25 protein-coding genes are annotated in these 23,929 nt (G+C 75.9%); 15 read left to right on the top strand and 10 right to left on the bottom strand.

Annotation, left to right across the window (positions count from 1 at the left end; translation table 11 throughout):
* Position 1 precedes the first annotated feature (1 nt).
* A complete protein-coding gene (locus tag ACI784_RS11740) occupies positions 2 to 4,252 on the bottom strand; it encodes an FtsK/SpoIIIE domain-containing protein (RefSeq protein ID WP_457013605.1) in 4,251 nt (1,416 codons plus the stop codon).
* A 150-nt stretch (positions 4,253 to 4,402) separates the two neighbouring features.
* On the opposite strand from ACI784_RS11740, the gene ACI784_RS11745 reads away from it, so the two are divergent.
* A complete protein-coding gene (locus ACI784_RS11745; RefSeq protein WP_456923822.1) occupies positions 4,403 to 4,696 on the top strand; it encodes a WXG100 family type VII secretion target in 294 nt (97 codons plus the stop codon).
* A gap of 13 nt (positions 4,697 to 4,709) precedes the next feature.
* On the opposite strand, the gene ACI784_RS11750 is transcribed toward ACI784_RS11745, so the two are convergent.
* A complete protein-coding gene (locus tag ACI784_RS11750; protein WP_457013606.1) occupies positions 4,710 to 5,657 on the bottom strand; it encodes an MFS transporter permease in 948 nt (315 codons plus the stop codon).
* Entirely contained in the window at positions 5,654 to 6,142 is a 489-nt protein-coding gene (locus ACI784_RS11755; protein ID WP_457013607.1) for a hypothetical protein, read from the bottom strand. Before ACI784_RS11755 ends, ACI784_RS11750 begins: the two co-directional genes overlap by 4 nt.
* A gap of 137 nt (positions 6,143 to 6,279) precedes the next feature.
* Here ACI784_RS11755 and ACI784_RS11760 point away from each other — a divergent pair, with 137 nt between their 5' ends.
* Positions 6,280 to 6,786: a MaoC family dehydratase gene (locus ACI784_RS11760; RefSeq protein WP_456923819.1), complete on the top strand. Its 507-nt coding sequence runs from the start codon at positions 6,280 to 6,282 to the stop codon at positions 6,784 to 6,786.
* 10 nt (positions 6,787 to 6,796) lie between these two features.
* Here ACI784_RS11760 and ACI784_RS11765 read toward each other — a convergent pair whose 3' ends face one another.
* Positions 6,797 to 7,228, bottom strand: a complete 432-nt coding sequence (locus ACI784_RS11765) for an NUDIX hydrolase (protein WP_457013608.1) — start codon at positions 7,226 to 7,228, stop codon at positions 6,797 to 6,799.
* A 74-nt stretch (positions 7,229 to 7,302) separates the two neighbouring features.
* Between ACI784_RS11765 and ACI784_RS11770 the strand changes: the two genes are divergently transcribed.
* The 5 genes from ACI784_RS11770 (at position 7,303) to ACI784_RS11790 (ending at position 10,702) form a co-directional block, all read left to right on the top strand.
* Positions 7,303 to 7,926 carry a DUF6758 family protein gene (locus tag ACI784_RS11770; protein ID WP_456923817.1) on the top strand — a complete coding sequence of 208 codons (624 nt, stop codon included), beginning with the start codon at positions 7,303 to 7,305 and terminating at the stop codon, positions 7,924 to 7,926.
* A gap of 134 nt (positions 7,927 to 8,060) precedes the next feature.
* Positions 8,061 to 8,219, top strand: coding sequence for a hypothetical protein (locus tag ACI784_RS11775; protein WP_456923816.1), 159 nt, complete (start codon positions 8,061 to 8,063; stop codon positions 8,217 to 8,219).
* A 9-nt stretch (positions 8,220 to 8,228) separates the two neighbouring features.
* Positions 8,229 to 8,903: a PH domain-containing protein gene (locus ACI784_RS11780; protein WP_457013609.1), complete on the top strand. Its 675-nt coding sequence runs from the start codon at positions 8,229 to 8,231 to the stop codon at positions 8,901 to 8,903.
* A 50-nt stretch (positions 8,904 to 8,953) separates the two neighbouring features.
* The gene (locus tag ACI784_RS11785; protein WP_457013610.1) at positions 8,954 to 9,811 is read left to right on the top strand and encodes a PHP domain-containing protein; all 858 of its coding nucleotides are present in this window, start codon (positions 8,954 to 8,956) and stop codon (positions 9,809 to 9,811) included.
* Between the two features lie 36 nt (positions 9,812 to 9,847).
* The gene (locus tag ACI784_RS11790; RefSeq protein ID WP_456923813.1) at positions 9,848 to 10,702 is read left to right on the top strand and encodes a RecB family exonuclease; all 855 of its coding nucleotides are present in this window, start codon (positions 9,848 to 9,850) and stop codon (positions 10,700 to 10,702) included.
* A gap of 23 nt (positions 10,703 to 10,725) precedes the next feature.
* Here the strand turns inward: ACI784_RS11790 and ACI784_RS11795 are convergent, their stop codons facing one another.
* From ACI784_RS11795 to ACI784_RS11810, 4 genes are read right to left on the bottom strand one after another with little or no spacing between them, the layout of a single operon-like run.
* Positions 10,726 to 11,592, bottom strand: a complete 867-nt coding sequence (locus ACI784_RS11795; protein WP_457013611.1) for an oxygenase MpaB family protein — start codon at positions 11,590 to 11,592, stop codon at positions 10,726 to 10,728.
* Entirely contained in the window at positions 11,589 to 12,536 is a 948-nt protein-coding gene (locus tag ACI784_RS11800; RefSeq protein WP_457013612.1) for an alpha/beta fold hydrolase, read from the bottom strand. The genes ACI784_RS11795 and ACI784_RS11800 overlap by 4 nt, the downstream gene beginning before the upstream one ends.
* 44 nt (positions 12,537 to 12,580) lie before the next feature.
* Positions 12,581 to 13,723: an outer membrane protein assembly factor BamB family protein gene (locus tag ACI784_RS11805; protein WP_457013613.1), complete on the bottom strand. Its 1,143-nt coding sequence runs from the start codon at positions 13,721 to 13,723 to the stop codon at positions 12,581 to 12,583.
* A gap of 10 nt (positions 13,724 to 13,733) precedes the next feature.
* On the bottom strand, positions 13,734 to 15,338 hold the full coding sequence (locus ACI784_RS11810; RefSeq protein WP_457013629.1) for a DEAD/DEAH box helicase: 1,605 nt from the start codon (positions 15,336 to 15,338) through the stop codon (positions 13,734 to 13,736).
* A gap of 367 nt (positions 15,339 to 15,705) precedes the next feature.
* Here ACI784_RS11810 and ACI784_RS11815 point away from each other — a divergent pair, with 367 nt between their 5' ends.
* Both ACI784_RS11815 and ACI784_RS11820 read left to right on the top strand, forming a co-directional pair.
* Complete coding sequence (locus tag ACI784_RS11815; protein WP_456923809.1) at positions 15,706 to 16,356, top strand: ferritin-like fold-containing protein; 651 nt, start codon at positions 15,706 to 15,708, stop codon at positions 16,354 to 16,356.
* 11 nt (positions 16,357 to 16,367) lie between these two features.
* Positions 16,368 to 17,027: an SDR family NAD(P)-dependent oxidoreductase gene (locus ACI784_RS11820; protein ID WP_457013614.1), complete on the top strand. Its 660-nt coding sequence runs from the start codon at positions 16,368 to 16,370 to the stop codon at positions 17,025 to 17,027.
* Positions 17,028 to 17,163: 136 nt separating this feature from the next.
* Here the strand turns inward: ACI784_RS11820 and ACI784_RS11825 are convergent, their stop codons facing one another.
* Together ACI784_RS11825 and ACI784_RS11830 are read right to left on the bottom strand one after the other, a co-directional pair.
* Entirely contained in the window at positions 17,164 to 17,400 is a 237-nt protein-coding gene (locus tag ACI784_RS11825; protein WP_456923807.1) for a DUF3107 domain-containing protein, read from the bottom strand.
* Between the two features lie 102 nt (positions 17,401 to 17,502).
* The gene (locus tag ACI784_RS11830) at positions 17,503 to 18,153 is read right to left on the bottom strand and encodes a TetR/AcrR family transcriptional regulator (RefSeq protein WP_456923806.1); all 651 of its coding nucleotides are present in this window, start codon (positions 18,151 to 18,153) and stop codon (positions 17,503 to 17,505) included.
* Between the two features lie 68 nt (positions 18,154 to 18,221).
* Here ACI784_RS11830 and ACI784_RS11835 point away from each other — a divergent pair, with 68 nt between their 5' ends.
* The 6 genes from ACI784_RS11835 to ACI784_RS11860 all read left to right on the top strand — a co-directional run bounded on the left by ACI784_RS11835 (position 18,222) and on the right by ACI784_RS11860 (position 23,875).
* On the top strand, positions 18,222 to 19,262 hold the full coding sequence (locus ACI784_RS11835) for an alpha/beta fold hydrolase (RefSeq protein ID WP_457013615.1): 1,041 nt from the start codon (positions 18,222 to 18,224) through the stop codon (positions 19,260 to 19,262).
* Positions 19,263 to 19,660: 398 nt separating this feature from the next.
* A complete protein-coding gene (locus ACI784_RS11840; protein WP_457013616.1) occupies positions 19,661 to 20,449 on the top strand; it encodes a DUF3152 domain-containing protein in 789 nt (262 codons plus the stop codon).
* 199 nt (positions 20,450 to 20,648) lie between these two features.
* Positions 20,649 to 21,809: an adenylyltransferase/sulfurtransferase MoeZ gene (moeZ, locus tag ACI784_RS11845; RefSeq protein ID WP_457013617.1), complete on the top strand. Its 1,161-nt coding sequence runs from the start codon at positions 20,649 to 20,651 to the stop codon at positions 21,807 to 21,809.
* A gap of 68 nt (positions 21,810 to 21,877) precedes the next feature.
* Positions 21,878 to 22,462, top strand: a complete 585-nt coding sequence (locus tag ACI784_RS11850; protein ID WP_456923802.1) for a TIGR03086 family metal-binding protein — start codon at positions 21,878 to 21,880, stop codon at positions 22,460 to 22,462.
* A gap of 82 nt (positions 22,463 to 22,544) precedes the next feature.
* Positions 22,545 to 23,549, top strand: a complete 1,005-nt coding sequence (locus ACI784_RS11855) for a hypothetical protein (protein WP_457013618.1) — start codon at positions 22,545 to 22,547, stop codon at positions 23,547 to 23,549.
* Positions 23,549 to 23,875, top strand: a complete 327-nt coding sequence (locus ACI784_RS11860) for an MGMT family protein (RefSeq protein WP_456923800.1) — start codon at positions 23,549 to 23,551, stop codon at positions 23,873 to 23,875. Before ACI784_RS11855 ends, ACI784_RS11860 begins: the two co-directional genes overlap by 1 nt.
* Positions 23,876 to 23,929: the final 54 nt, after the last annotated feature.

The raw sequence follows: 23,929 nt of genomic DNA on the forward strand, positions 1-23,929 counted from the left end.
TTCACCGAGCCGCCGCCACGAGCTGGCGCGCGGCGCCGCTTGCTGCCTCGGCCGGCCGTCGCCGGGCGACCTGCACCCGCTGCGCTACCCCGGCCGTGACCAGCCAGCCGGATCCGGGACGGCGGGGGAGCGCGGTGCGCGGAAGCCGGGTGCCGAGCAGGTCGGCGTCGCCAGGGGCCGGGCACAGCAGCAACCCGCTGCGGCGCCGTCGGAGCGCGGGAACCGGCCCCCGGTACACCGCCGCCAGCTCCGGAGCCGTCCCGGCCACCAGGAGGACCACCCGGCCGGCGGTCCCACCGGCGCCGATCGCGGTGCCCACCGGCGACTCGGCCACCGCGCCGAGGTCGTCGAGGACCACCACACCGCTCTCCCCGCACAGCGACTCCAGCCACGACCGCCAGCCGGCCACGTCGGTGCACTCCAGACTCGCCGACGACCCCGCCGCCGACCGGCCCGGGGCACCGACGACACGCAGGACGGGCACCCCGCCCGCGGTCAGGTGGGCGGCGAAGGCGTCCAGGGCGGTGCTGCGCCCACTCCCCGGGGATCCGACGACGAGCAGTCCTCCGGCTTCGGCGAGGTCCACCTCGAGGACGGCGCCCTCGTCACCGCCCGGCCCCAGCGGCAGTCGCAGGGCGGTGCCGGCGCCGGTCCGCTCGGGGAGGGGCAGCACGGGAGCGCCCGGCAGTTCCGGGATGCGCAGAGGACGGCGGGCCGGGACGGCGGGCGCCCACGCGGTGGCCGGCGGCAGCGTGCGGGGCAGTGCCAGCTGGCACTCGAGGCCGTCCTCACCCATCAGGGCCCGCCCCGGTGGCCGGTGGTCGGGGACGTGGCGGGCCGGGATCCCGGCGACCGCGTAGTCGGCCCGGTCGGGCAGCGGCAGCACCAGCCGGGTGCCCACGGCGCCGGCCAGGCGGCCTCCGGGAACGGCACGCTCGGCGGACAAGAGGCAGGTGAGGCCGGCGGCGGCCCCGTCCCGTGCCAGGCGCAGCAGGCCCGCCGAGCCGGAGGTGGGGTCCGCCTCGTCGAGCAGGCTGCTCAGCTCCTCCACGCCGTCCACCAGCAGCAGGAGGTGGGGCCTCTCCTCGGTCGACGGCCCGGCGCGGCGGGCGGCCACCTCCTGGGTCAGGCGGTCCAGCAGCCGCACGGTGCGCAGCGCGTCCGGGCCGCCGACCGCCGTGCCCGTGTGCGGCAGTTCCGCCGCGGCGGCAGCGAGCGCGCCACCGCCGTGGTCGAGCACGTGGACGTGCAGGTCGTCGGGAGAGCGGCTCGTGACCGCCTCCGCGAGCACGGTTCGCAGGAAGGTCGTCCGACCGCTGCGTGCGCCACCGACGGCGAGCCACGCCCCGCCCCGCTCGAGGTCCAGGCACAGCGGCTGCTGGGACTGGGAGTCGGGCCGGTCGAGCAGGCCGATGCGCAGGCGGCGTCCGGCGCTCCGCGAGTCGGCAGCGGGCGGGGAGCCGGGATCGGGAGGGAGGTCCTCGACACGGACCGCGTCGGGCAGCGGCGGACACCACGGCCGGTGCGGGCGAGGCGTTCCCGACGCGGTCGCGTGGCGGTCCAGCGCCTCGGTCAGCCGGGCGAGGTCGCTCGCACCCACGAGCCGGGCCTCGTCGTCCACGGGGGCCAGCAGCGGCCAGTTCCAGAGAAGCACCCGGGGCCCGCGTCCGCTCCACCCCCGCGCTGCGCCCGCGACCCGGGCGGCCTGGAAGAGGACCGGGGAGCCGCCGCCCACCCGCAGGTAGGCGCGACCCGGTGCGTCCGTGGGGAGGAACGCGGCGGAGGGGGTACCCAGCACGTCCCGGGAATCGGCCTCGCCGGTCGTGCGCAGGCAGATCCGCAGCGTGCAGTTGGCCCGGATCTCCGGTGACACGACGCCGCCGGGCCGCTGGGTGGCCAGGACGAGGTGCACCCCGAGCGAGCGCCCGCGCTGGGCGATCCCGACCAGGCCCGTGACGAAGGCGGGCAACTCCTCGGCCAGGCCGGCGAACTCGTCGACCACGATGACCAGGCGGGCCAACCCCACCTCGTCGGGCAGTGCCGCGATGTCGGACACCCGGTGCGCGGCCAGCAGGGCCTCGCGACGGGTCAGCTCGGCACGCAGCGAGCGCAGCGCCCGGGCGGTGGTGGTGCCGTCGAGGTCGGTGAGCAGCCCCACGGTGTGCGGGAGGGTGGCGGCCTCGGCGAAGGCCGCGCCGCCCTTGTAGTCGACCAGCAGGAACGAGCAGCGGTCGGGTGGGTGGCCCAGCGCAAGACCGGCGATCAGCGTCTGCAGCAGCTCCGACTTGCCGGAGCCCGTCGTCCCCGCCACGAGCACGTGCGGCCCCTCGCGGCACAGGTCGACGGTCAGCGCACCGTCGGCCGTCCGCCCGAGTGGCGCCCCGAGGTGGTCCCGGGAGCGGGACCACCGGCCGGTCGGTCTACCCTCGGCCGGGATCCGCAGGCCGTCACCGGGGAGGTCGAGCAGCCGGACCTGGCGGGGGAGGACCCGCCCGGTGGAGGACGGCGCCAGCGGGGCGAGGTCGCGGGCCAGCGCCTCGGCGACCGGAGCCGGGAGGCGGTCGACGGTGATGCCCGACTGGTCGACGGCTCCGGTGCGGTGCAGGGTCGCGGCGTCGCCCGTCTCCCCGGCGAGCTCCAGCACCGCGTCGGGCGCCGCGGGCAAGCGGTGCAGCGACGGCCCGCAGGTGAGGGTGACGACGCCCGCGTCGCGGGCTGCGCGCAGCGCCGCGGACAGCCGGGGCCCTGCCGGACGGTCGAGGAGGACCACCAGCCAGCCCGGTTGCCCGTCGGTGCCCCTGCCCGCGAGCGAGCCGCGCTCGCCCGCGGCGGCCCGACGGCCCGCCGCCGTCGTGGTCAGCCACCGGGCGAGCACGGCGTCGTCGCCGTCTCCCCGGGCGCCGGTGACGTGCACGCTCCCGGCCTGCACGTGTGGCAGCCAGCGGAGCCACGACCAGGCCGGGAGGTGCTCGGTGCTCGTGAGCAGGACCAGGTCGACCTCGCCGGGGGCGTGCAGCGCCGCCAGCTGGGCGACGATGCCGGACAGCAGGCCCACGACGTGCGACCGGGGCCCGGCGACGGCCAGCCCACCGGTGGCACCGAGCGCGACGGCGACCGGCAGGTGCGCGAGGGTCTGCCGTTCCCGTGTGCCGTCGGCCTGCACGTACGTGACCGCGGACAGGCCGGGGCCGCTGCCGATGCGCACGGTCAGCGCGTCGCCGTCCCCGCGCCGGCGCTGCCAGAGGGGAGCGGACCGGCGACGGGCGGCCGTGGCGAGCGCCGCCAGGTCCGGGTGCACCGTGCGCGCCGTCCGCTCGTCGGTGCGGAGCGCCGCCCGGAGGCGGCCCCGGGCTTCCTCGACCTCCACGGCGTGCGCCGCCGCCGTCCGGCGCCGGTCACGGCGCCCCGTCCACCGGTCCGAGAGCCAGGTGCCGAGGGCGACGACCGGGCTGAGGAGGGCGAAGAACAGGAAGGTGGGAGTGCGCAGCAGCCAGGCCAGCAGCACCCCGCCGAGCGCGGGGAGGAGCACGGCGACCCAGGCCAGCCGGCGCCGGGGGAGGTCGGCCGGTGCGGCGGGGGCGGACACCTCCACCTCCGGACGGGGTGGCTCCAGTCGCGGCGGCGGGCGCAGCTGGAGACGACCGCCGGGGGCCGCCTGCACCGCTGCCCGGATGCTCCCGGGCCCGGCAGGGGCCAGTGTGCTGGCGCCGACCCGGACGATCGAGTGGTGCGGCCACGGGCACGGCCGGTCGCCGAGGGGCTCGTCGTCGAGCCGACTGCCGTTCGTCGACCCCAGGTCGGTCACGCTGAGCTCGCCGGAGCCCACCTCGACGAGCAGGTGCCGGCGGGAGACGTCGGGGTCGTCCAGCGGGATGTCGGCGGCACCCCCGCGCCCCACCACCTGCCGCCCGCGGGACAGCGGGAGTGCCCGGCCCGCCTCCGGTCCGCCCACGACGTGCAGTTCGAGCGCGCTGCGGCGCTCGCGGTCGCCCTGGCGGGGACCGGGCCGGCCCAGGCCGAGGACCGCGCCGTGCGCCAGCCCCGGATCGGTGAGCGGCAGCGCGGCGGGCAGGCGGGTCGACCCGGACCACAGCTCGGCGGCCGGCACTCCCAGGGCGGCGACCAGCCCGGGGAGCACCGCGCCCAGTCGGTCGTCGTCGGCCGCCACGACCTCCACGTCGACCGCGCCGGCGGACGTGACGACGGTCCAGCAACGGGCGGTGGGCGGGGCGGGGGTGGCGGACTCGGGCACGGGACGACCGTGACCGTCCGGCGGCTGCACGGGGGCGTCCGGATCGCCATCTGTGGACGGCCGCTCCGGCTGTGGACGACCGGACCCCGCGCCGCCCCCGCCGCCCTAACGTGCGCTGCGACCGGGAGAGGCCCGGACCGAGGAGGAACCGTGAAGGTCGAGATCGCCACCCTGCAGTCGATGGCCGGGCAGTGCCGGGCCGAGGCGTCCGACACCGCCGCGCGGCACGTCACCCTGTCCAGCAGCGTCAACGCGTCGGTGCTCGACGGGTGGACCGACAGCCAGGCCGCGCTGCGGTTCACCGAGCTCTACGAGCAGTGGCGGCTCAGCGCCCAGGGGGTGAGCGACGCGCTGACCGGCATGGGCACCCTGCTCGACGGCGTGGCCGCGTCCTACCAGCAGCACGAGGCCGACATGGCGGCCCGGATCAGCGCGCTGCTCTGAGCCCGTGAGGAGGTCAGCCCGGCGGCGCGGCGCCTGCCGGCTGCACCGCCGCCGGCCGCGCCCGCCCGAGTCGCCCGCGCAGCTGGCGGGCGGTGTCCGGCAGCCGCTCCCACGGGAGGATCGACAGGATCGCCACACAGTGCGGGAGGAAGATGATCTTCACGCTGGCGAACACCGCGAGGTGGAAGCCCAGCAGGAAGACCACGAGGGCCACCCGTGCCCGGTTGGACCACACGAGCAGCATCAGCGGTGCGGCGAACTCCAGGACGAGCATCGCCCACTGGGCGCCCACGAGGAGTCCGGGCACCTCGAGGGTCCAGTCCGACAGCACCGTGCCGCGGCGCACGATCGCGCGGGCCAGCGTCGACCCGGTGGCCCAGTCCCAGCCGCCGAAGCGCATCTTCGCCCAGGCGGCGAGGAAGTAGGTGAGCATGACGGTGACGAACACCGCCGCCATGGCCCAACCGGCCGCCTCGGAGGTGCGCCGGTCCCGCCACCGGACCCGCCCGATCGTGGGCAGCACGGCCAGCGCCACGAGATAGGCGATCCGGTCGTGGTCCACCTTCCCGTAGCTCATCGCGATGACCATCCACTCGAGGTAGAGGAGGAACACCGCAGAACCCAGGAGTCGGGGCGCCCGGCCGGTGGCCGCGGCCAGGGCCGTGACCACGAGCGCCCACTGGACGACGTGCACCACCGTGGCGGTCGGCGTCGGCAACGGGAGCAGCTGCCCGATCGTGAGCGGCTGGTAGTACTCGGTCGGGACGTCGGCGTGCGCCCGCACCCAGGCCGTGGTGAGGAAGACGTCGACCGGGACGAACAGGTAGACGATGGTCCGGAAGACCGCGATCCGGGCCAGTGGCACCGGCCGGAACCACCAGCCGGAGGACCGCCTCGGCGCGTCCCCGTTCGCCGGCTCGGTCCCGCCGGGACGCAGTCCGGTCCGCGCGGTCCCGCTCACGGGGTGCCCTCCAGTTCCTGGGCCACGAGGACGCTGTCGGTGGCCTCGCCGGTCTGCCGGCCGTCGACCAGTTCGTACCGGCGCTGCACGACCTGCACCGCCACCAGGGGCTCCGTGTCGGGGTGGCGGTCGGCGTAGCTCTCGGCCAGCAGCGTCAGCAACTCGGGCCGGTCGACCAGCCGGGGCAGCTGACCCTCGAACTCCGCCCGGCGCAGGCCGACCTCGCCACCGGAGAGCGGGACCTCCTCGCCGGCGGCGGTCAACCCCACCACCCGGGTGGACACGACCGGGCGGTCGGGGTCGGCCCGGGTCGAGTACATGCGGAACGGCCCGAAGGGGAAGTCCGCGTCCGTGCCCCACACGGTGCCGCCGAGCAGCACCACCAGGACGACGGCCGAGGCGGCCAGCCGCACCACGCGGCCGCGGGTGGAGAGGGTCAGGACGCCGGGCTCCCCGGGGTCACGAACGGGGGCTACCGGCGGCACCGGGGCATCGTAGGATCGGCGCCCGTCCAGATGGGGCACCGACGCCGCGTGGTGGGCAACTGCCCCTCCGTCGCGGAGGCCCTGCCCGCCGGCCGTCCACCACCCCGCCGTCAGCGTCGACACCGGGAGCACAGCGCATGCAGTTCGGCCGGTACTACGAGGAGTTCGAGGTCGGGGCCGTCTACAAGCACTGGCCCGGCAAGACCGTCACCGAGTACGACGACCACCTGTTCTGCCTGCTCACGATGAACCACCACCCGCTGCACCTGGACAGCAACTACGCGGCGGAGACCACCGACTTCGGCAGGAACGTCGTCGTCGGCAACTACATCTACTCGCTGCTGCTCGGGATGAGCGTCCCGGACGTCTCGGGGAAGGCCATCGCCAACCTCGAGATCGAGTCGCTGCGGCACGTGGCGCCGACCTTCCACGGCGACACGATCTACGGCGAGACGACGGTGCTGGACAAGACCGAGTCGAAGTCGAAGGACGACCGTGGCGTCGTGCACGTGGAGACCACCGGGTACAAGCAGGACGGCACCGTCGTCTGCATCTTCCGGCGCAAGGTCATGGTGCCCAAGCGCTCCTACGGCGAGGCCCGCGGCGGCGAGCAGCCCGGCCGGCCGGAGCCCCTGCCGCGCTGAGTCCGCGGGATCAGGCCGGCAGCACGCCCCACCCGCGCAGCGTCTCCACCAGCCGCGGGGTGCACGCCAGCCGCGCCAGGTCTGTCGCGGTGACGAAGGCGACCGCGTCGGCGTCGTCCCCGGCGACCGGCTCGGCGTCCGGGTCCAGCAGGGTGCAGGCGAGGTCGACGACGTCGTAGACCACGCCGGCGCCCGGGATCTCGACCCGGCCGACCGGCGCGCCGGCCCGCACCCGCAGCCCCGTCTCCTCCAGCACCTCCCGCTCCACGGCGGCCTCGGCGCTCTCCCCGGCCTCGACCCGCCCACCGGGTACCGACCACAGTCCACGGCTGGGCTCGTGCCCCCGGCGGATGAGCAGCAGCCGCCCCTGCGCGTCGTGCACCACCGCCCCCACGCAGGCGACCACCGGCGGCGTCGGTGCGGGAACGGGCTCGGGCGGCACGCCCCGCACGGTACGCACGCCGCCCCGGCCGCTGCGCTTGACGAACCCCTCGGGTCACAGGACGGTGATGCCCGATGACTGCCACCACGGTCTGTCCCCGGTGCGGTGAGCGGCTGGTCGTGCGCCCCGGCAACTCCGGTCAGGCCTGGTGTCACGTCCACGGCGCCGTGACGCCGCTGCACCACACGCTGCTCGTCGGTCACGACGCCATCGCCGCGGTGACGGCCGACGCGCGGGTGCCGGCGTGGGTGCCCGACCCCATGCCGACGGGCTGGTCCGTGACCGGCCTGGCCTGGGGCGGTGAGCCCGGCGCCCGCGCGATCGTCGTCGACTGCGCCGGGCCGGCACCCCTCGGCGGCTCGGCGGAGCTGGTCCTCGTGGCCGAGGAGCCCGGTACCGGCGTGGGGTGCGGCTACGCGGGGCTGCCCGGCCTCGACCCGGGCGACGTCATCTCCGGGCCGTCCTCGGCCGACGTCGACGCCGCCGGGCAGCGCGCGCCGCTGTGGGCGGTCCCCACCTCCGACGACCGCGCCGCCTTCGTGGGGGAGGCCTACGGCGTCTGGTTGTGGCTGGTCATGTGGCCGATGTCCGCCGCGTGGCTGCTGGCCGAGCGGCTCACGCTGCTCGACCTCCGCGAACGGCTCTACCCCGATCTGCCGTTGGGTCCGCCCAGTGAGCACCTGCTGCCGGGGACGTGACGGACCGGACCGCTCCGGCCCGCAACCCCGGCGGCGTGTCCCGGGAGGGAGCCGTGGGACCTGTGTTACCCATGGGATCCGCCGTGGGGACACCGTCGTCTCCACGCTCCCGACACGCACCCGCGGAGGTGATGGTGAACCTCAAGAAGGTCCTCACCTGGCTGGTCGTCGCCTTCGTGATCTTCTACATCATCCAGGCCCCCGAGAGCTCCGCCGAGATCGTCCGCACCGCCGGTCAGTGGCTCGGCGACGCGGCGTCGTCGTTCGCGGCCTTCGTCGGGTCGCTGGTCTGACCGCGCGCCGTGTCCGGTCCGGCAGAGACCCCGCCGCCGTCCGACGGCCGCCGGCCGCAGTGGAGCAAGGACGCCGAGAAGTACCTCCTCCCACTCGAGCAGCCACCGGTGGTCGCCACCCGCCGGCACTGGGCGGTGCTGTTCGAGCCGACGGTGAAGACGCTGCCGTTCCTCGCCCTGGGCCTCTGGCTGCTGCTGCTCGACCGCGACAACCGGGTGTCCACGACCGCCGGTTTCCTCGTGCTCGTGGGCGCCGTGGTGTTCCTCGGCCTGCGGGTCGGTGAGTGGTGGATGCGGCACTTCATCGTCACCAACCGCCGGGTGCTGCTGACCAGCGGTCTCATCGTGCGCACGGTCGCGCTGCTGCCGCTGCGCCGGATCACCGACCTGACGTACAAGGAGACGCTGTTCGGACAGCTGCTGGGTTACGGCACGTTCCGCTTCGAGTCCGCCGGGCAGCAGCAGGCCCTGTCGGAGATCACCTACCTGCCTCGCGCCGACCTCCTCTACCGCAAGGTCAGCAACCTGCTGTTCGGCAAGAACGGCGCGGACTCGGGGGACGACGAGGGCAACCCGGAGCCGCGCCGCCGCGCCGCCCGTCCGGGCCCCGAGGGCGGACGCCGGGACACCCAGCCGATCCGGCGGCGTCCGCGGGCCCCGCGGGTGGCCGGACGACGACGCTGAGTGCCGGGTCTCCCGGCGGGAACGACCCCCGTGCGGCAGGCTGACCGGTGATGCGGATCGACCTCCACACCCACTCGTCGGTCTCCGACGGCACCCAGAGCCCCGCCGACCTGCTCGCCACGGCCTCGGCCGCCGGCCTGGACGTCGTCGCGCTCACCGACCACGACACCACCGGCGGCTGGGCGGAGGCGGAGGCGGCGCGGCCCGCGGGGCTGACCGTCGTCCCGGGCATGGAGCTGTCCTGCCGCTGGTTCCCGGCCGGGGCGCCGCCGATCAGCGTGCACCTGCTGGCCTACCTGTTCGACCCCGCGCACCCGGCCCTGGCCGAGGAGCGGGCGCGGCTGCGCGCCGAGCGCCTCGGCCGGGGGGAGCGCATCGTGACCTCCCTCGCCGAGGCCGGCTACCCAGTCGCCTGGGCGGAGATCGTGGAGCGCTCGGGCGGCGGCGTGGTCGGCCGGCCGCACGTGGCGCGCGCCCTGGTCGAGGCCGGGGTCGTCGAGTCCGTCGACCACGCCTTCACCACGCTGCTGCACCACCGCAGCCCCTACTACGTGGCGAAGGCCGACACCGACGTCCTGGACGGCATCGCCCTGGTGCGGGCGGCCGGCGGGGTGCCGGTCTTCGCGCACGGCCTGGCGACCAAGCGGGGCCGGGTGGTCGGGGACGAGGCGATCGCGGCGATGGTCGCGGCCGGGCTGCTGGGCCTGGAGGTCGACCACCCCGACCACGACGTGGAGGAGCGGGCGCACCTTCGGGGTCTGGCCGGCGACCTCGGCTTGCTGGTCACCGGCTCCAGCGACTACCACGGCACGAACAAGACGACGCCGATCGGCGCCTGCACGACGGCGCCCGACCAGCTCGACGCCCTGCTCGCCGCCGGCACCGGCGCCGCGCCGTACCGCGACTGACGCGGGACCGTCGGCCCCGGCGGTTAGCGTGGCGGTGTGGGAGGCGAGCAGCTGGAGATGCCCGGCATGCCCCGGCGGCTGTTCCCGGCCACGCCGAGCAAGCTGGCCGCCTTCGCGGACTGCCCGCGCCGGTACCGGTTCGGCTACCTCGACCGGCCGACCCCGCCCAAGGGCCCGCCGTGGGCGCACAACACCGTGGGGTCGGCGGTGCACGCCGCGCTGCGTTCCTGGTGGGAGCTGACGGTGCCGAAGCGGACGCCGGCCGCGGCCCGGCAGCTGCTGTACTCGGTCTGGTCGACGGCCGGGTTCCGCGACGCCGAGCAGGCCGACCGGTGGCGGGCCCGGGCCGCCGGCTGGCTCACCGACTACGTGGCCGGCCTCGACCCCACCGACGAGCCGGTCGGCACCGAGCGGCAGGTGGCCGCCACGACCGAGCGGCTGGCGCTGTCGGGCCGGGTCGACCGCATCGACCAGCGCGGCGACGAGCTGGTGGTCGTGGACTACAAGACCGGCCGGGCGGTCAGCACCGACGACGAGGCCCGCGGGTCACCCGCCCTGGCCGCCTACGTGCTGGGGGTGCGCCGCACCCTGCGCCGTCCCTGCAGCCGGGTGGAGCTGCACCACCTGCCCAGCGGGACGGTCGCCGCGTTCGAGCACACCGACCGGTCGCTGGCCAACCACGTCCGGCGGGCCGAGGACATCGCCGCCGACATCGCCACGGCCACCGCCGCGGTGGACGCCGGCGAGGACCGGGACGTCGCGTTCCCCGCGGTGCCGGGGCGTCAGTGCGGCTGGTGCGACTTCCGGCCCAGCTGCGCGGTCGGCCAGGCGGCGACCCCGCCGCGGGAGACCTGGAGCTTCCTCGCCGAGGAGACCCCGGCCGTCGGCTGACGGCGACCGGGGGACGCCGGGGTTCACGCGCTGACCGGCACCGCCCGGGCGACGCGCTCGAGGCCGGCCCACACGATCGGGGAGCGCCGGGCCCGGGGCGGGAGCCGCAGCATCCCCTGGCGGAAGGCCCGGAGGGCCGCCGTCGCCGCGGCGTCGGTCACTCCCGACCCGGGCAGCGAGTACATCCGCCGGGCCCACGGGGGCAGCGTGGCGACCGCCAGCGACGCCAGGGTGCCCCACGCCGGGCGGGCCGGGGTGAGCCACCGGACCCAGGCCGGCATCGGCGGCGTCACCACCAGCCGCAGCGCGTCGCGGGCCGCCGGCGTCACCGCCAGCGACGGGCGCACGGCGGTGAGGTAGCGGGCGAGTCCGGCGACGCTGCGCGGCACGTCGGCCTCGGTGCACCCGACGAGGACGGCCGCGGTCACCTGCTCGGCGACGTAACGGTCGGCGTCGGCTCCGGCCCGCACCACCCCGGTCCGGTGGGCGGCGTCGAGCAGGGAGTCGACCTCGCAGCAGTGCACCCACAGCAGCAGGTCCGGGTCGTCGACCCGGTAGGCGCGACCGCTGGCCGGCTCCACGCCGGCCAGCCGCCGGTGGATGCCGCGCACCCGCCGCACCGCGCGCACCGCCTCGCGGCGGGTGCCGAAGGTCAGGGTGTCGACGTAGGCGGCGGTCCGGACCAACCGCGGCCACGGGTCGGTGCGGAAGCCCTCCGAGAAGGTCGCGACGCCGTCCATCGCGACCGGGTGCAGCGCCTGCAGCAGCAGCGCCCGCAGGCCCCCGACGGAGAACACGGGGTCCGCGTGCACCCGCCACGTGACGCTGTCGGGCCCGAAGAACCCGAGCAGGTCCTCCTCCGCCGTCCAGGACCGCGCCGAGAGGGTCACGACGGCACCGCGGCGTCCCGGCCGTCGTCGGCGCGCGCCGGGACCGAGGCCCAGAAGTCCTGCAGGACCTCCAGCGTCCGGAGCGGGTTCTCGATGGCGGGGGAGTGGATGGAGCCGGGGACGACCTCGTAGCGGGCACCCAGCCGCCGGGCCATGTCCTCCTGCGCGGCCGGGGTCCACGCGTCGTCGGCGATGCCGTGCGCGACCAGGACGGGGACGCCGCTGGCGGCCAGCTCGGCGACCCGGTCGGGCTCGGTGGTCATCGCGTCGGCCATGCCGCGCAGGCCGGCGGCGCTGTTGGCCAGGAACCGGCGGTCGAGGAACGCGCGGGTCGCGGCGGGCACCTCCTGCGCCTTGGGGTCGGTCATCGCCAGCTGCTCCAGCGCCTGCTGCACCAGCGGCACCCCGCCGGCGTCGAGCAGGGGGGAGAGGTGGTCGAGCAGCTCGGCGCGCGGGCCGACCAGCCGCGAGGGCCCGGAGCCGAGCAGGGTCAGCGAGTCGAACGCGGACGGGTCGGCGAGGACGGCGGCCCGGCCGACCAGCCCGCCGAAGCTGTGCCCGACCAGGTGCAGCCGGCCGACGCCCTCGGCGCGCAGCTGCCGGGCGACGGCGACCAGGTCGGCCGCGAGCTCCGCGACGCTGTAGCGGGCGGGGTCGTCGGGGCCGGGCGACTCGAACTGGCCCCGCTGGTCGAGCGCGACGACGCGCAGGCCGGCGGCGCACAGCGGCCGCAGCAGCGGCGCGAAGTCCTCCTTGCTGCCCGTGTACCCGGCGACCATGAGGACGGTCCCGACGGCGCCGTCCCCTCCGGTGTCCAGGGCGGTGAGGGGCCCGGCCCCACCGGGGAAGGTGCGGTGCCGCGCGTCGTGCTCGGCCAGCTGCCGCAGGTCGTCCGGGGCGATGGAGAGGGGGGTGCTGGGGTCGGGGCCACCGGGCATCACCATGACCCCCAGTCAACCCCGGCGCGCAGCCCGGTGCCTCCCCCGGGTCAGCGGAAGGCGATCACCCGATCGGGCAGCTGCAGGACGACCACCGGCCCGGCCACGGTCGTCAGCCCGCCCGGACGCAGGCCGGCGACCGCCGAGCGGCCCACCTCCGCACCGGTGGCGAGGTCGCGGACGACGACGGCGCCGTCCTCCGCGACGGGGACCGGCGTCGCGGCGGTGCCCGACCCCGCGACGGCCGGCCCCGTGGGGAGCCCGGTCGCGGGGGTGTCCCAGCGCAGGACGCCGGTGGCCTGGTCGACGGCGGACAGCGTGCCGCCGGCCAGCACGAGGAGGGTGTCCCCGATGCCGCGGGCGCTCGCCGTCCCGTCGGCCGCGGCGGTCAGGGGGGCGCCGAGGGGGGTGCCGTCGGCACCGGCGTACACCTGCACGCCGTCGTCCGCCGCGAGGACCACGGCCCGGTCGACGCCGGCCAGTGTCGCGGTCGCGCCGGGCAGGTCGCGGGTCCAGCGCGGGCTGCCCTCGAAGCCGTCGAACAGGCGCAGCTGCAGCGCGTCGGCGCAGCGCTGGACGACGACGACCCCCGCCGATCCGACGTCGGCGTCGAGCAGCCGGCAGCCCTCGGTCGGTGCCTGGCGCCAGCGGGTGTTGTCGCCGACCGGGTCGATCGTGACGACGCCGGTCGGGCTCGCGGCCAGCACGATGCCCTCGGTGCTGTGCAGGACCACGTCGGACCGGAGGTCGACGTTCCGCGTCCACGACCGCACGCCGGTGTCCGCCACGAGCGCGACCGCCTCGTCGCAGCGGTCCTCGGTGCGGAAGACGGCGACCACCCGGCCGCCGACCAGCGTCCAGTCGCACATCACCGCGTTGGCGCGGGTGTAGCGCCACGCCTCCTCGCCGGTGTCCGCGTCGAGCGCCCGGATCCCGTGCTCGTCCCCGACCAGCACCCGGCCGCCGAACACCGACGCGCGGGGGGCGTCGTCCGCGCCCGTCGTCGGGGAGGTCCAGGCGGCGGAGACGGCGCCGGCCGGCGTCCCCGTGGGGACGCCGGCCGGTCCGGTCGTGGTGCTCTGGGTGGCCGCTGCGTCGGACCCCCGCCACAGCAGGGCGGCGACGACGACCAGCGCCAGCGTGGCCGCCGTCCACACCCACACCCGCAGGGGCGGACGCTTCAGGGCGGTCACGGGTGGGTCATCAGGCGGCGGGCTCGGCGGAGCCGCGGTTGGCGCCGCCCCGGCGCCGCCGACGGCGGCGGGGCCTGGCCGCCTCGCCGGAGGCCGCGACCTCGCCCGCCGGGGCCTCGCCCGTCGCGGTCGCGGCAGCGGCAGCGGCCGGAGCCTCACCGGCGGCCGCGGCGGCGCCGCCACCGCGGGTCCGGCGACGCGGACGGTTCGACCGCGCCGGCTTCTTGTCGGCGTCCTGCTTCTCGGCGTCCTCGCGGCCAGGACCGCGGCTGCCGGAGCGGGTGCGCTTGCCGGTCTCGCCGAGGTCCTCGAGGGCCTCGGCGTCCAGGCCCTCGCGGGTCCGCTGTGCGCGGGGCAGCCGGCCGGTCGCGCCCTCGGGGACGTCGAGGTCGGTGTAGACCCACGGCGAGGTGGAGTAGGTCTCCGGCGGGTCGGTGAAGTCGAGGTCCAGCGCCTTGTTGATCAGCTGCCAGCGCGGGATGTCGTCCCAGTCGACCAGGGTGACCGCGACGCCGGTGGAGCCGGCGCGGCCCGTGCGGCCGATGCGGTGCACGTAGGTCTTCTCGTCCTCGGGGCACTGGTAGTTGACGACGTGGCTGACGCCGGTGACGTCGATGCCACGAGCGGCGACGTCGGTGGCGACCAGGACGTCGACCTTGCCGCTGCGGAAGGCACGCAGCGCCTGCTCGCGGGCGCCCTGGCCGAGGTCGCCGTGCACGGCGGCGGCGGCGAAGCCGCGCTCGACCAGCTCGTCGGCGACCTTCTGCGCGGTCCGCTTCGTGCGGCAGAAGACCATCGCCAGCCCGCGGTCGCGGGCCTGCAGCACCCGGGCGAGCAGCTCGGGCTTGTCCAGGTTGTGTGCCCGGTAGATGAACTGCGTGGTCTGCGGGACCGTCGAGCCCTCGTCGTTGCCGTGCGCCCGGATGTGCGTCGGCTGGGTCATGAACGACCGGGAGAGGGTGACGATCGGGCCGGGCATCGTCGCGGAGAACAGCATCGTCTGCCGCTTCTCCGGGACCATCGCCAGGATCCGCTCGATGTCGGGCAGGAAGCCCAGGTCGAGCATCTCGTCGGCCTCGTCGAGGACGAGCACGCGGACCTTGCCCAGGATCAGGTGGCCCTGCTGGGCCAGGTCGAGCAGCCTGCCCGGGGTGCCGACGACGACCTCGACGCCGCTCTGCAGCGCCTGGACCTGCGGCTCGAACGCGCGGCCGCCGTAGATGGCCTGCACGCGGATGCCGCGCCTGGAGCCGGCGGTGCCGAGGTCGCGGGCGACCTGCACGCACAGCTCACGGGTGGGGACGACGACCAGCGCCTGCGGGACGCCGTCGCCGCCCTCGGCCGCGGGGACGACGCGCTGCAGGAGGGGGACGCCGAAGCCGAGGGTCTTGCCGGTGCCCGTGCGGGCCTGCCCGATGAGGTCGTTGCCGGCCAGCGCGAGCGGGAGGGTGAGCTCCTGGATGGCGAAGGTGCGGGTGATGCCGGCCTCGGCCAGCGCCGCGACGACGTCGGGGTGGACGTCGAAGTCGCTGAACAGCGGGGCGTCCTCGGCGACCGGGGCGCCGCCGAGCTCCTCGGTGGCCTGCTCGAGCTGCTCGGGGGCGGGGGCGCCAATCTCGGCGTGCTCGAGGTCGGGGCCGGGGGTGGTGTCGTCGATGGAGGTCAGTGCTCTCGCCTCTGGTCTACTGGGGGACCGGCTCCGGCGGCGGAGGGCCGCGTCACACCCGTCCCGGTCGGTTGTCGCGGGATCAGTTCCAGCGCCGACGCGGCCAGCAGACCGGGCGTCGGATCGGCCCGGGAGACAGCCCCGGAGGGCGTCGTCCAGCGGTCGTCAGCGCACAGATACACAAGCGAACCGAGGGCTCGCCGATTCCCATCGTAGCGTGCGCACCGGTTAGCCTCTCCGCGCCGCGCTGCCCGGGGCCCCTGGAGCCCCCCGGACGGGCAGGCGGGTCCCGTGTCGGTGAACCCTGGAGGTGCCCGTGACGTCGGTCGACGAGCGCGCCGTCGTCGACCTGCTGGGGGTGCTCGCCTACGCCGAGCTGACCGCCTTCGACCGGCTCGCGGAGGACGCGCGGCTGGCGCCCACCCTCGCCGGTCGTGCGGCGCTGGCGGAGATGGCCGCCGCCGAGATCGGCCACCACACCCGGCTCACCACCCGCCTCGCGGAGCTCGGGGCCGACCCGACCGCCGCGATGACGCCCTTCGTCGCCGCGCTCGACGCCTTCCACGCGAGCACCCGCCCCCGCACCTGGCTCGAGGGGCTGGTGAAGGCCTACGTCGGGGACGGGCTGGCCGCGGACTTCTACCGCGAGATCGCGACGTTCCTGCCCGATCCGGACCGGGCGCTGATCCTCGACGTGCTCGCCGACACCGGCCACGCCGACTTCGCCGTCCGCGAGGTCCGCGCGGCGATCGCCGCACACCGCACCGTCGCCGGCCGGCTCGCGCTGTGGGGACGCCGCCTCGTGGGGGAGGCGATCACCCAGTCGCAGGCGGTGATCGCCGAGCGCGACGACCTCGCCCGGCTGATCATGGCGGGCACGGGGGACCTGACCGGGCTCGGCCGGCTCATCGAGCGCATCACCTCCGCCCACACCGAGCGGATGAAGACCCTCGGGCTCAACCCCTGACAGGAGGCCCCGTGGAGCACCTGCTGGTCGTGGGGGCCGGCCCCGGCATCCCTCTCGCCACGGCCCGCCGTCTCGGCACCCGGGGGTACGCCGTCGGCCTGGTGGCTCGACGCGAGGAGGAGCTGGCGGAGCTGCAGTCCGACCTCGCCGCTCACGGCGTCCTCGCCGGACGGGCCCCCGCGGAGGCGGCCGACCCCGCGTCGCTGACGGCGGCGCTCGACCTGTTCCTGGACACCTTCGGCCCGGCCGGCGTGCTGCTCGTCGACGTCCCGGCCGGCCGCCGGGTGACCGTGCCGGAGCTCGCCCCCGAGGACCTGCTGGCCGACCTGGCCGCCGGGGCGGTCGCGCTCCAGACCGCCGTCCGCGCCGTCCTGCCCGGGATGCGCGAGCGCGGCTCGGGCACCGTCCTGGTCACGGTCGGGGGTGCGGCTGACCGGTCGGCCGCCTCGACGGCGACGATCGGTGTCCAGGAGGCGGCGCTCCGGGCGCTGACGGAGGCGCAGGCCCGGGCACTGGCCCCCGAGGGAGTCCACGTCGCGACCGTCACCGTCCGGGGCCTCGCCGGGGTGGACCGGCCGATCGACCCCGACCGCGTGGCCGCGCTGTGCGAGGAGCTGGTGGCCGAGACCGCGGGACCGCCGGAGGCCTGGCGCACCACCGTCGACCTGTGAGAGGACCCGGTGCCCCCACGCCTCGCACGCCCGGCGCGGCTCCCTGCACCAGGGGCACTCCCAGGAACAGGGGCACTCCCAGGAACGCCGAGGGGGCGCCTCCGCGGTGCGGAGACGCCCCCTCGGGTTTCGGTCGTCAGGACCCGGCGATGAAGCCCACCCGGCGCTGGTCGGCCTGGGCGATCTCCACGTAGGCGATGCGGTCGACGGGCACGAGGACCCGCCGGCCACGCTCGTCGACCAGCGTCAGCAGGCCGTCCTTCGTGGCGCCGGACATGGCCTTGGCCACCTCGGCTGCGATCTCGTCGGGGGTCTGGGGGCTGTCGATGACCAGCTCCCGGGGGGAGTGTTGGACACCGATCTTGACTTCCACGGGGGGATGCCTCCTCGAATTGCGCGGCTGTGACCCACGCTAGTGCAGCGGTGTGGCGCGGACCTGCGGCGAGGCTGCGCCGTCAGCGAACGGGGCCGGCCCTCACGACGCCGGCGTCTCGCCGCCCTCGAGCCGGGGGAACCGGGAGATGCCCCGCCACGACAGCGAGGTCATGAGCGACACCGCCTCGTCCCGGGAGACGGTGCCCTTGCGGTCCAGCCACCAGCGGGCGCTGGTCTCGGCCAGCCCGGTCATGCCCGAGGCCAGCAGCAGCGAGCGCTCGCGGTCCAGGCCGGTGTCGGCCCCGATCACCTCGGCGATCGCCTCGACGCAGGCGAGGTGGCCGCGGTCGGCGAGCTCCCGCACCTCGTCGTCGTTGCGCAGATCGGACTCGAACACCAGCCGGAAGGCGGCGCCCTCGTCGTTGATGAAGTCGAAGTAGGCACCGACGGCGCCGTTGACGCGGGTGCGGTTGTCGTCGGTGCCGGACATCGCCTGGCTCACCCGGTCGGTGAGCGCCGTGACCTGTTGCTCGAGCAGCGCCAGGTACAGCTCTCGCTTGCCGGGGAAGTGCTGGTAGAGCACGGGCTTGCTGACCCCGGCGCGGTCGGCGATGTCGTCCATCGCCGCGGCGTGGAAGCCCTGGGCGACGAAGACCTCCTGCGCGGCCTGCAGCAGCTGGGCACGGCGCGCGCCACGGGGCAGGCGCGAGGTGCGCCGGGCGGGGGAGGCGTCGGGCCGGGACAGTGACATGACGCACGGATGTTACCGACGGGTCACCGCCTCGCGCGCCGCGGACCGGCCTGACCTACCGTCGGCGGGTGACCCGCACTGCCGAGCCCCCCACCGCGGCGGTAGCCGTCCGCACGGCCCGGCTGTCGGAGACGCCGCTGCCGTCGGTCGACCTCGTGCCGCCGCCCTGGCCGGGGGAGCCGGTGCTGGTGCGGGGCGGGGAGGTGTTCGTCCGGCGGACGCCGTGGACCGGCCCGGTCGACGGCGGGCCGGACGGCGCACCCCGGGAACGGGCCCTCTACGTGCACGGCCTCGGCGGGGCGTCGACCAACTGGACCGACCTGGCCGCGCTGCTCGCCGTCCGGTTCGACGGGTGGGCCATCGACCTGCCCGGCTTCGGCCGGTCGCACCCGCCGTCCCGCGGCTCGTACTCCATGCGCGGCCACGTGGCCGCCGTCATCGACGTCCTCGAGCGGATCGCCGCCGAGCCGGGCGAGGCGTCGGGCCGGCCGGTGCACCTGCTGGGCAACTCCCTCGGCGGCATGGCGGCGCTCATGGTGGCCGCCCGCCGGCCCGACCTCGTCGCCTCCCTGACGCTGGTCTCCCCGGCGATGCCGGTCTACCGGGTCCCGCCCGCGTTCAACCGGGCCCTCCTGCTGCTCCTGCTGCCCGGCGTCCCGTCGATCGCCGAGCGCCGGATGGCCGGCGTGACCCCGGAGCAGCAGGTGCGCGGGATGGTGCAGATGTGCTTCGGCGACCCGCGCCGCATCCCCCGCGCCCGGTTGCAGCAGGCGCTGGACGAGATGCGTGAGCGCGCCGCGCAGCCGTGGGCCGGGCGGGCGCTGACCCGCAGCATGCGCGGGCTGATCACCTCCTACCTGCGGATCGGCGCGGCCAACGCCTGGCGCGCCGCCCGCTCCCTGCGCCCGCCGACGCTGGTCGTGTGGGGCGACCGGGACCGGCTCGTCGACCCCGCGCTCGGACCCCGGCTGGCCGCCGCCGTCCCCGACGGCCGGCTGCTCGTCCTGGACGGCGTCGGGCACGTCGCGATGATGGAGGCGCCGGAGCCGACGGCCCGCGCCGTGCTGGCCCTGGCCGAGGACGTCGCCGGGGAGGGCCGAGAGCGCTAGCGCCGGCATCACCGGTACGAGTCGGTCCGGCACACGCCGTCGCCGGCCGGGTCTGCCGCCACGCCCGCGAGCCGTGAGAGCCTGGCCGGGTGAGCCCCGCGGACGCACCTCCCGGCCGCGGGCCGGGCGAGCGCCCCCGACCTCACCCGCCGGCTCCCGGACCCCGGCGCCGGCTCGCGGACGCCGGTGTCGCGCGCCGCGACCTGCCTCGTGTGCCGCCCGGTGCCCCCCGCCCCCATCCGGCTCCCGTCCGCGGCGAGGTCCCTCTCCCGTCCCGCCGCCGCAGCGACGTCCGGACGCCCGCGGACGCGGCCGGCCCGCGCCCGCCGGTGCCGCCCCGCCGCGAGCCGCGGGACCGCCCGCCCGCACGTCGTCCGGCCGGACGGGTGCGCCGCTTCGTGTCCCGCTGGGGATGGCGGGCCTACGCGATCCCGATCCTCACCATCGCCACCGTGCTCACCCTCGTCGACCTGGTCCGCAGCGGGACGACGACGGCGCGCACCGACGCCGGCACCGCGGCCGCGCAACTGCCTGCCACGACGGCGCCGGCGCCCACGAGCGACCCCGTGCCCGCCGACGTGACCGCGCCCGCGCAGGGTGACGCCGGGCCGATCGAGACCGCCCCGCCGGCACCCGACCAGATCGGCTTCGTCCAGCAGGGCGCGGGCACGGTCTCCGTCGTCGACGGGGCCTCCCAGGTGTACGGCACCGGCCCGCTGCAGCGGTTCGTCGTCGAGGTGGAGGACGGCATCGGGGTGGACGGCGCCGGGTTCGCCGCCGCGGTCGAGAGCACGCTCGGCGACCCGCGGTCGTGGGGGAGCGGCGGGCGGATGTCGTTCCAGCGCGTCGGGCCGGCCGAGGCCGCCTCGGGCGCCTACGACTTCAAGGTGACGCTCATCAGCCCCGGCAACATGGAGACCTACTGCCCCGGGGTCGGCACCGGCGGCTACACCTCCTGCCGCTACGGCGACCGCGCGGTCATCAACCTGGCCCGCTGGGAGACCGCCGTCCCCGACTACCAGGGCGACGTCGCCACCTACCGGCTCTACGTCATCAACCACGAGGTCGGCCACGCCCTCGGCAACGGGCACCAGCAGTGCCCCGGCGCCGGCCGGCTCGCGCCGGTCATGCAGCAGCAGACCCTCGGCCTCGAGGGCTGCGCCAAGAACCCCTGGCCCTACCCCTAGCCGACCTCCCCCTCGCACGACTCCGGGGAACCTGCTCTCCGGGGCGGTGGTGAGGGCGCGTCTTCCCCGGAGTTGCCGCGCGCCCGTCGTCCCTCCGCTCCCGGACCGCCCAGGGCGGGATTAGGAACGCGTGTCAGTCTGTTGTCCCGACGAACGACGGCCCCGCGCGGCCGCTGTCGAGTGACTGAGGAGCAAACCCGTGTCCCTGCCACCCCTGGTGGAGCCTGCGGCCGACCTGTCGATCGACGAGGTCCGCCGGTACAGCCGGCACCTGATCATCCCGGACGTCGGGATGGACGGGCAGAAGCGGCTGAAGAACGCCAAGGTGCTGGCGGTCGGCGCCGGCGGCCTCGGCTCGCCCGTGCTGATGTACCTGGCCGCGGCCGGCGTCGGCACCCTGGGCATCGTCGAGTTCGACGTCGTCGACGAGTCGAACCTGCAGCGGCAGATCATCCACGGCCAGTCCGACGTGGGCCGATCCAAGGCCGAGAGCGCGCGCGACTCCATCAAGGAGATCAACCCGCTGATCGACGTCCGGCTGCACGAGACGCGGCTGGACAGCGACAACGTGATGGAGATCTTCAGCCAGTACGACCTCATCGTCGACGGCACCGACAACTTCGCCACGCGCTACCTCGTCAACGACGCGTGCGTGCTGTTGGACAAGCCGTACGTGTGGGGCTCGATCTACCGCTTCGACGGCCAGGTCTCGGTCTTCTGGAACGAACACGGCCCCAACTACCGCGACCTCTACCCGGTGCCGCCGCCGCCCGGCATGGTCCCCAGCTGCGCCGAGGGCGGCGTGCTCGGTGTCCTGTGCGCGACCATCGGCGCGATCCAGGCCACCGAGGCCGTCAAGCTGATCACCGGCATCGGCGAGACGCTGCTCGGCCGGCTGATGGTCTACGACGCCCTGGAGATGACCTTCCGCACCATCAAGGTGCGCAAGGACCCGGAGGCCGAGCCGATCACCGAGCTCATCGACTACGAGACCTTCTGCGGTGTCGTGTCGGTCGAGGCCCAGGAGGCCGCCGCGGGCTCGACGATCACCGTCGACGAGCTCAAGGACATGATGGACGCCGGCAAGGACTTCGAGCTGATCGACGTCCGTGAGCCCAACGAGTACGAGATCGTCTCGATCCCGGGCGCGAAGCTGATCCCCAAGGACGAGATCCTCTCCGGCCGGGCGCTGTCCCAGCTGCCGCAGGACAAGCCGATCGTGCTGCACTGCAAGACCGGCGTCCGCTCGGCCGAGGTGCTCGCCGCCCTCAAGAACGCCGGCTTCTCCGACGCCGTCCACGTCCAGGGCGGCGTGACGGCGTGGGCGACGCGCATCGACAAGGCGCTGCCGACGTACTGAGGCACCACCGAGGGCCCGGATCGCTCCCCGCTGGGGCGGTCCGGGCCCTCGTGGCGTCTACTGACGACGTGTCCGAATTCTCTCCGGCCGAACTGATCGAGCTCTTCCAGCGGGCGCAGGCCTCGTTCACCGACCGGGTCGACGCGGTGAAGCCCGAGCAGTGGGAGGACCCGGCCCTGCCGGGGTGGAGCGTCGCCGACCTCGTGGCCCACCTGGTCTCCGAGGCGCTGTGGGCGCCCCCGCTGCTCGCCGGGGAGCCGTTCGACCTGGTCGACGGCCGATTCCCCGACGCGACGCCGGACCTGCTCGGGAACGATCCGCTGACCGGCTGGGAGAGCGCGGCCGACGCCGCCCTGGCCGCGTTCGCGGGGGACCATGCGCTGCTGCACACGGTGCACCTGGCCCGCGGCCCCCTGCTGGCCGCGCACTACATCGAGGAGATGACCGCCGACCTGACGGTGCACTCCTGGGACCTCGCCCGGGCCACCGGCGGGGACACCGAGCTCGACATGGTGCTGGTCACCGCCGGCCTCGTCGTCGCCGACCGGCTGCCGGAGGACGGCGTCCCGGGGCTGATCGACCCGCCGCTGGACGTGCCGGCCACCGCCGATCCCCAGACCCGGCTGCTGGCGAGGTACGGCCGGCGCGGCTGAGCGGACAGGCGGGTCGCGCGGATCCGCCTGGCGGAAGCGCCTCTAGGCTGCGGGCGGAAACGACCAGCTGGAGGTACCGCGAATGAGTCAGCCGCCCTCGGGCCAGGACCCCTACGGTCCGCCCGGCCCCCCGCCCCCCGGTCAGGGTGGGTGGGGTCAGCCGCAGGGCCAGGGCGGCTGGGGGCCGCAGGGTGGGCCGGGCGGTCCCGAGGGTCCGCAGCCGGGCCGGCCGCAGTACGGCCAACCCCCGTACGGCCAGCAGCCGGGCCAGCCGCAGTACGGCCAGCCTCCGTACGGCCAGCCTCCGTACGGCCAGCCGGGCCCGCCGCAGTACGACCAGCAGGGTCCCTACGGGCAGCCCGGTCAGCCCGCGTACGGCCAGCCGGGGCAGCCCCCGTACGGCCAGTTCGGTCAGCCCGGCCCCTACGGGCAGCCGGGCCGGCCGCCGTCCGGCAAGGGCGGGCGGGGCCTGGTGATCGGCATCGTGGCCGCCGTCGTCGTGGTGGTCGGCCTCGCCGCGATCCTGTTCCTCACCCTGGGCGGGGACGACGAACCGACGGCGTCCGCCGACAGCACGACCTCCGCCGGCAGCTCGTCGAGCTCGTCCTCCCGGCCCTCGACCAGCAGCAGCTCCTCGTCCAGCGCACCGCAGCCCGGCGGCGCGAGCGACCTGCTCGCGATGGTCCCGCCGGACTTCACCGGCTGCGAGGAGGCCCCGCTGGCCGGCGACGGCGACGTCGCACACGTGGCCTGCACCGGGAGCGCCGCGGTCCCGCAGGACGGCAACTTCTTCCTCTACCCGGACCGGACGACCATGGACGACGTCTTCACCTCCGACACCGCCGGCGCGCCGGAGCTGCCGCAGGGCGAGGACTGCACGACCGGCACGGGCACCAGCGTCTGGACGTCGGCCGGCAACAGCGGGTCCTACGCGTGCGCCATCGACGCCGACAACGGCCGGGTCGGCATCGTGTGGACCGACGACGAGGCGCTCGTGGAGGGCGTCGTCACGGCTCCGGGCACCACCCAGGAGGAGCTCGCCGCCCTCTACGAGTGGTGGGTGGCCAACAGCAGCTACCAGCAGTGATGCCGGAGGCGCCCGGAGGACCGCCGTCCCCGGGCGCCTCCGCGTCCGCCGCCGACGTCGACGAGGCGGTGTTCGACGCCGTCGAGGCGATCCCGCCCGGCCGGGTCAGCACCTACGGCGCGATCGGGCGGTTGGTCGGCGTCGGGCCGCGGCGGGTCGCGCGGGCTCTCTCCCAGGGCGGGGGTGCCGTCCCCTGGTACCGGGTGGTCCGCGCCGACGGCACGGCCGCCGAGCCCGTGCGCGTGCGCCAGCTGGAGTTGCTGGCCACCGAGGGCGTGCCCGTGCGGGACGGCCGGGTCGACCTCCGCGCCGTCGGCTGGCCCTGAGGCACACCCCACGCGCCCCACCCGTGACGGACGTGTCGGACGGCCGTGGTGTCA

This window comes from Geodermatophilus sp. SYSU D01186 (genome assembly GCF_054050215.1).

Coding starts and splice junctions, on each gene's coding strand:
- ACI784_RS11770 (WP_456923817.1), top strand. CDS start 7,303: ATGACTGCCACCACGGTCTGTCCCCGGTGCGGTGAGCGGCTGGTCGTG.
- ACI784_RS11855 (WP_457013618.1), top strand. CDS start 22,545: ATGAGTCAGCCGCCCTCGGGCCAGGACCCCTACGGTCCGCCCGGCCCC.
- ACI784_RS11785 (WP_457013610.1), top strand. CDS start 8,954: ATGCGGATCGACCTCCACACCCACTCGTCGGTCTCCGACGGCACCCAG.
- ACI784_RS11860 (WP_456923800.1), top strand. CDS start 23,549: ATGCCGGAGGCGCCCGGAGGACCGCCGTCCCCGGGCGCCTCCGCGTCC.
- ACI784_RS11760 (WP_456923819.1), top strand. CDS start 6,280: ATGCAGTTCGGCCGGTACTACGAGGAGTTCGAGGTCGGGGCCGTCTAC.
- ACI784_RS11830 (WP_456923806.1), bottom strand. CDS start 18,153: ATGTCACTGTCCCGGCCCGACGCCTCCCCCGCCCGGCGCACCTCGCGC.
- ACI784_RS11800 (WP_457013612.1), bottom strand. CDS start 12,536: ATGGTGATGCCCGGTGGCCCCGACCCCAGCACCCCCCTCTCCATCGCC.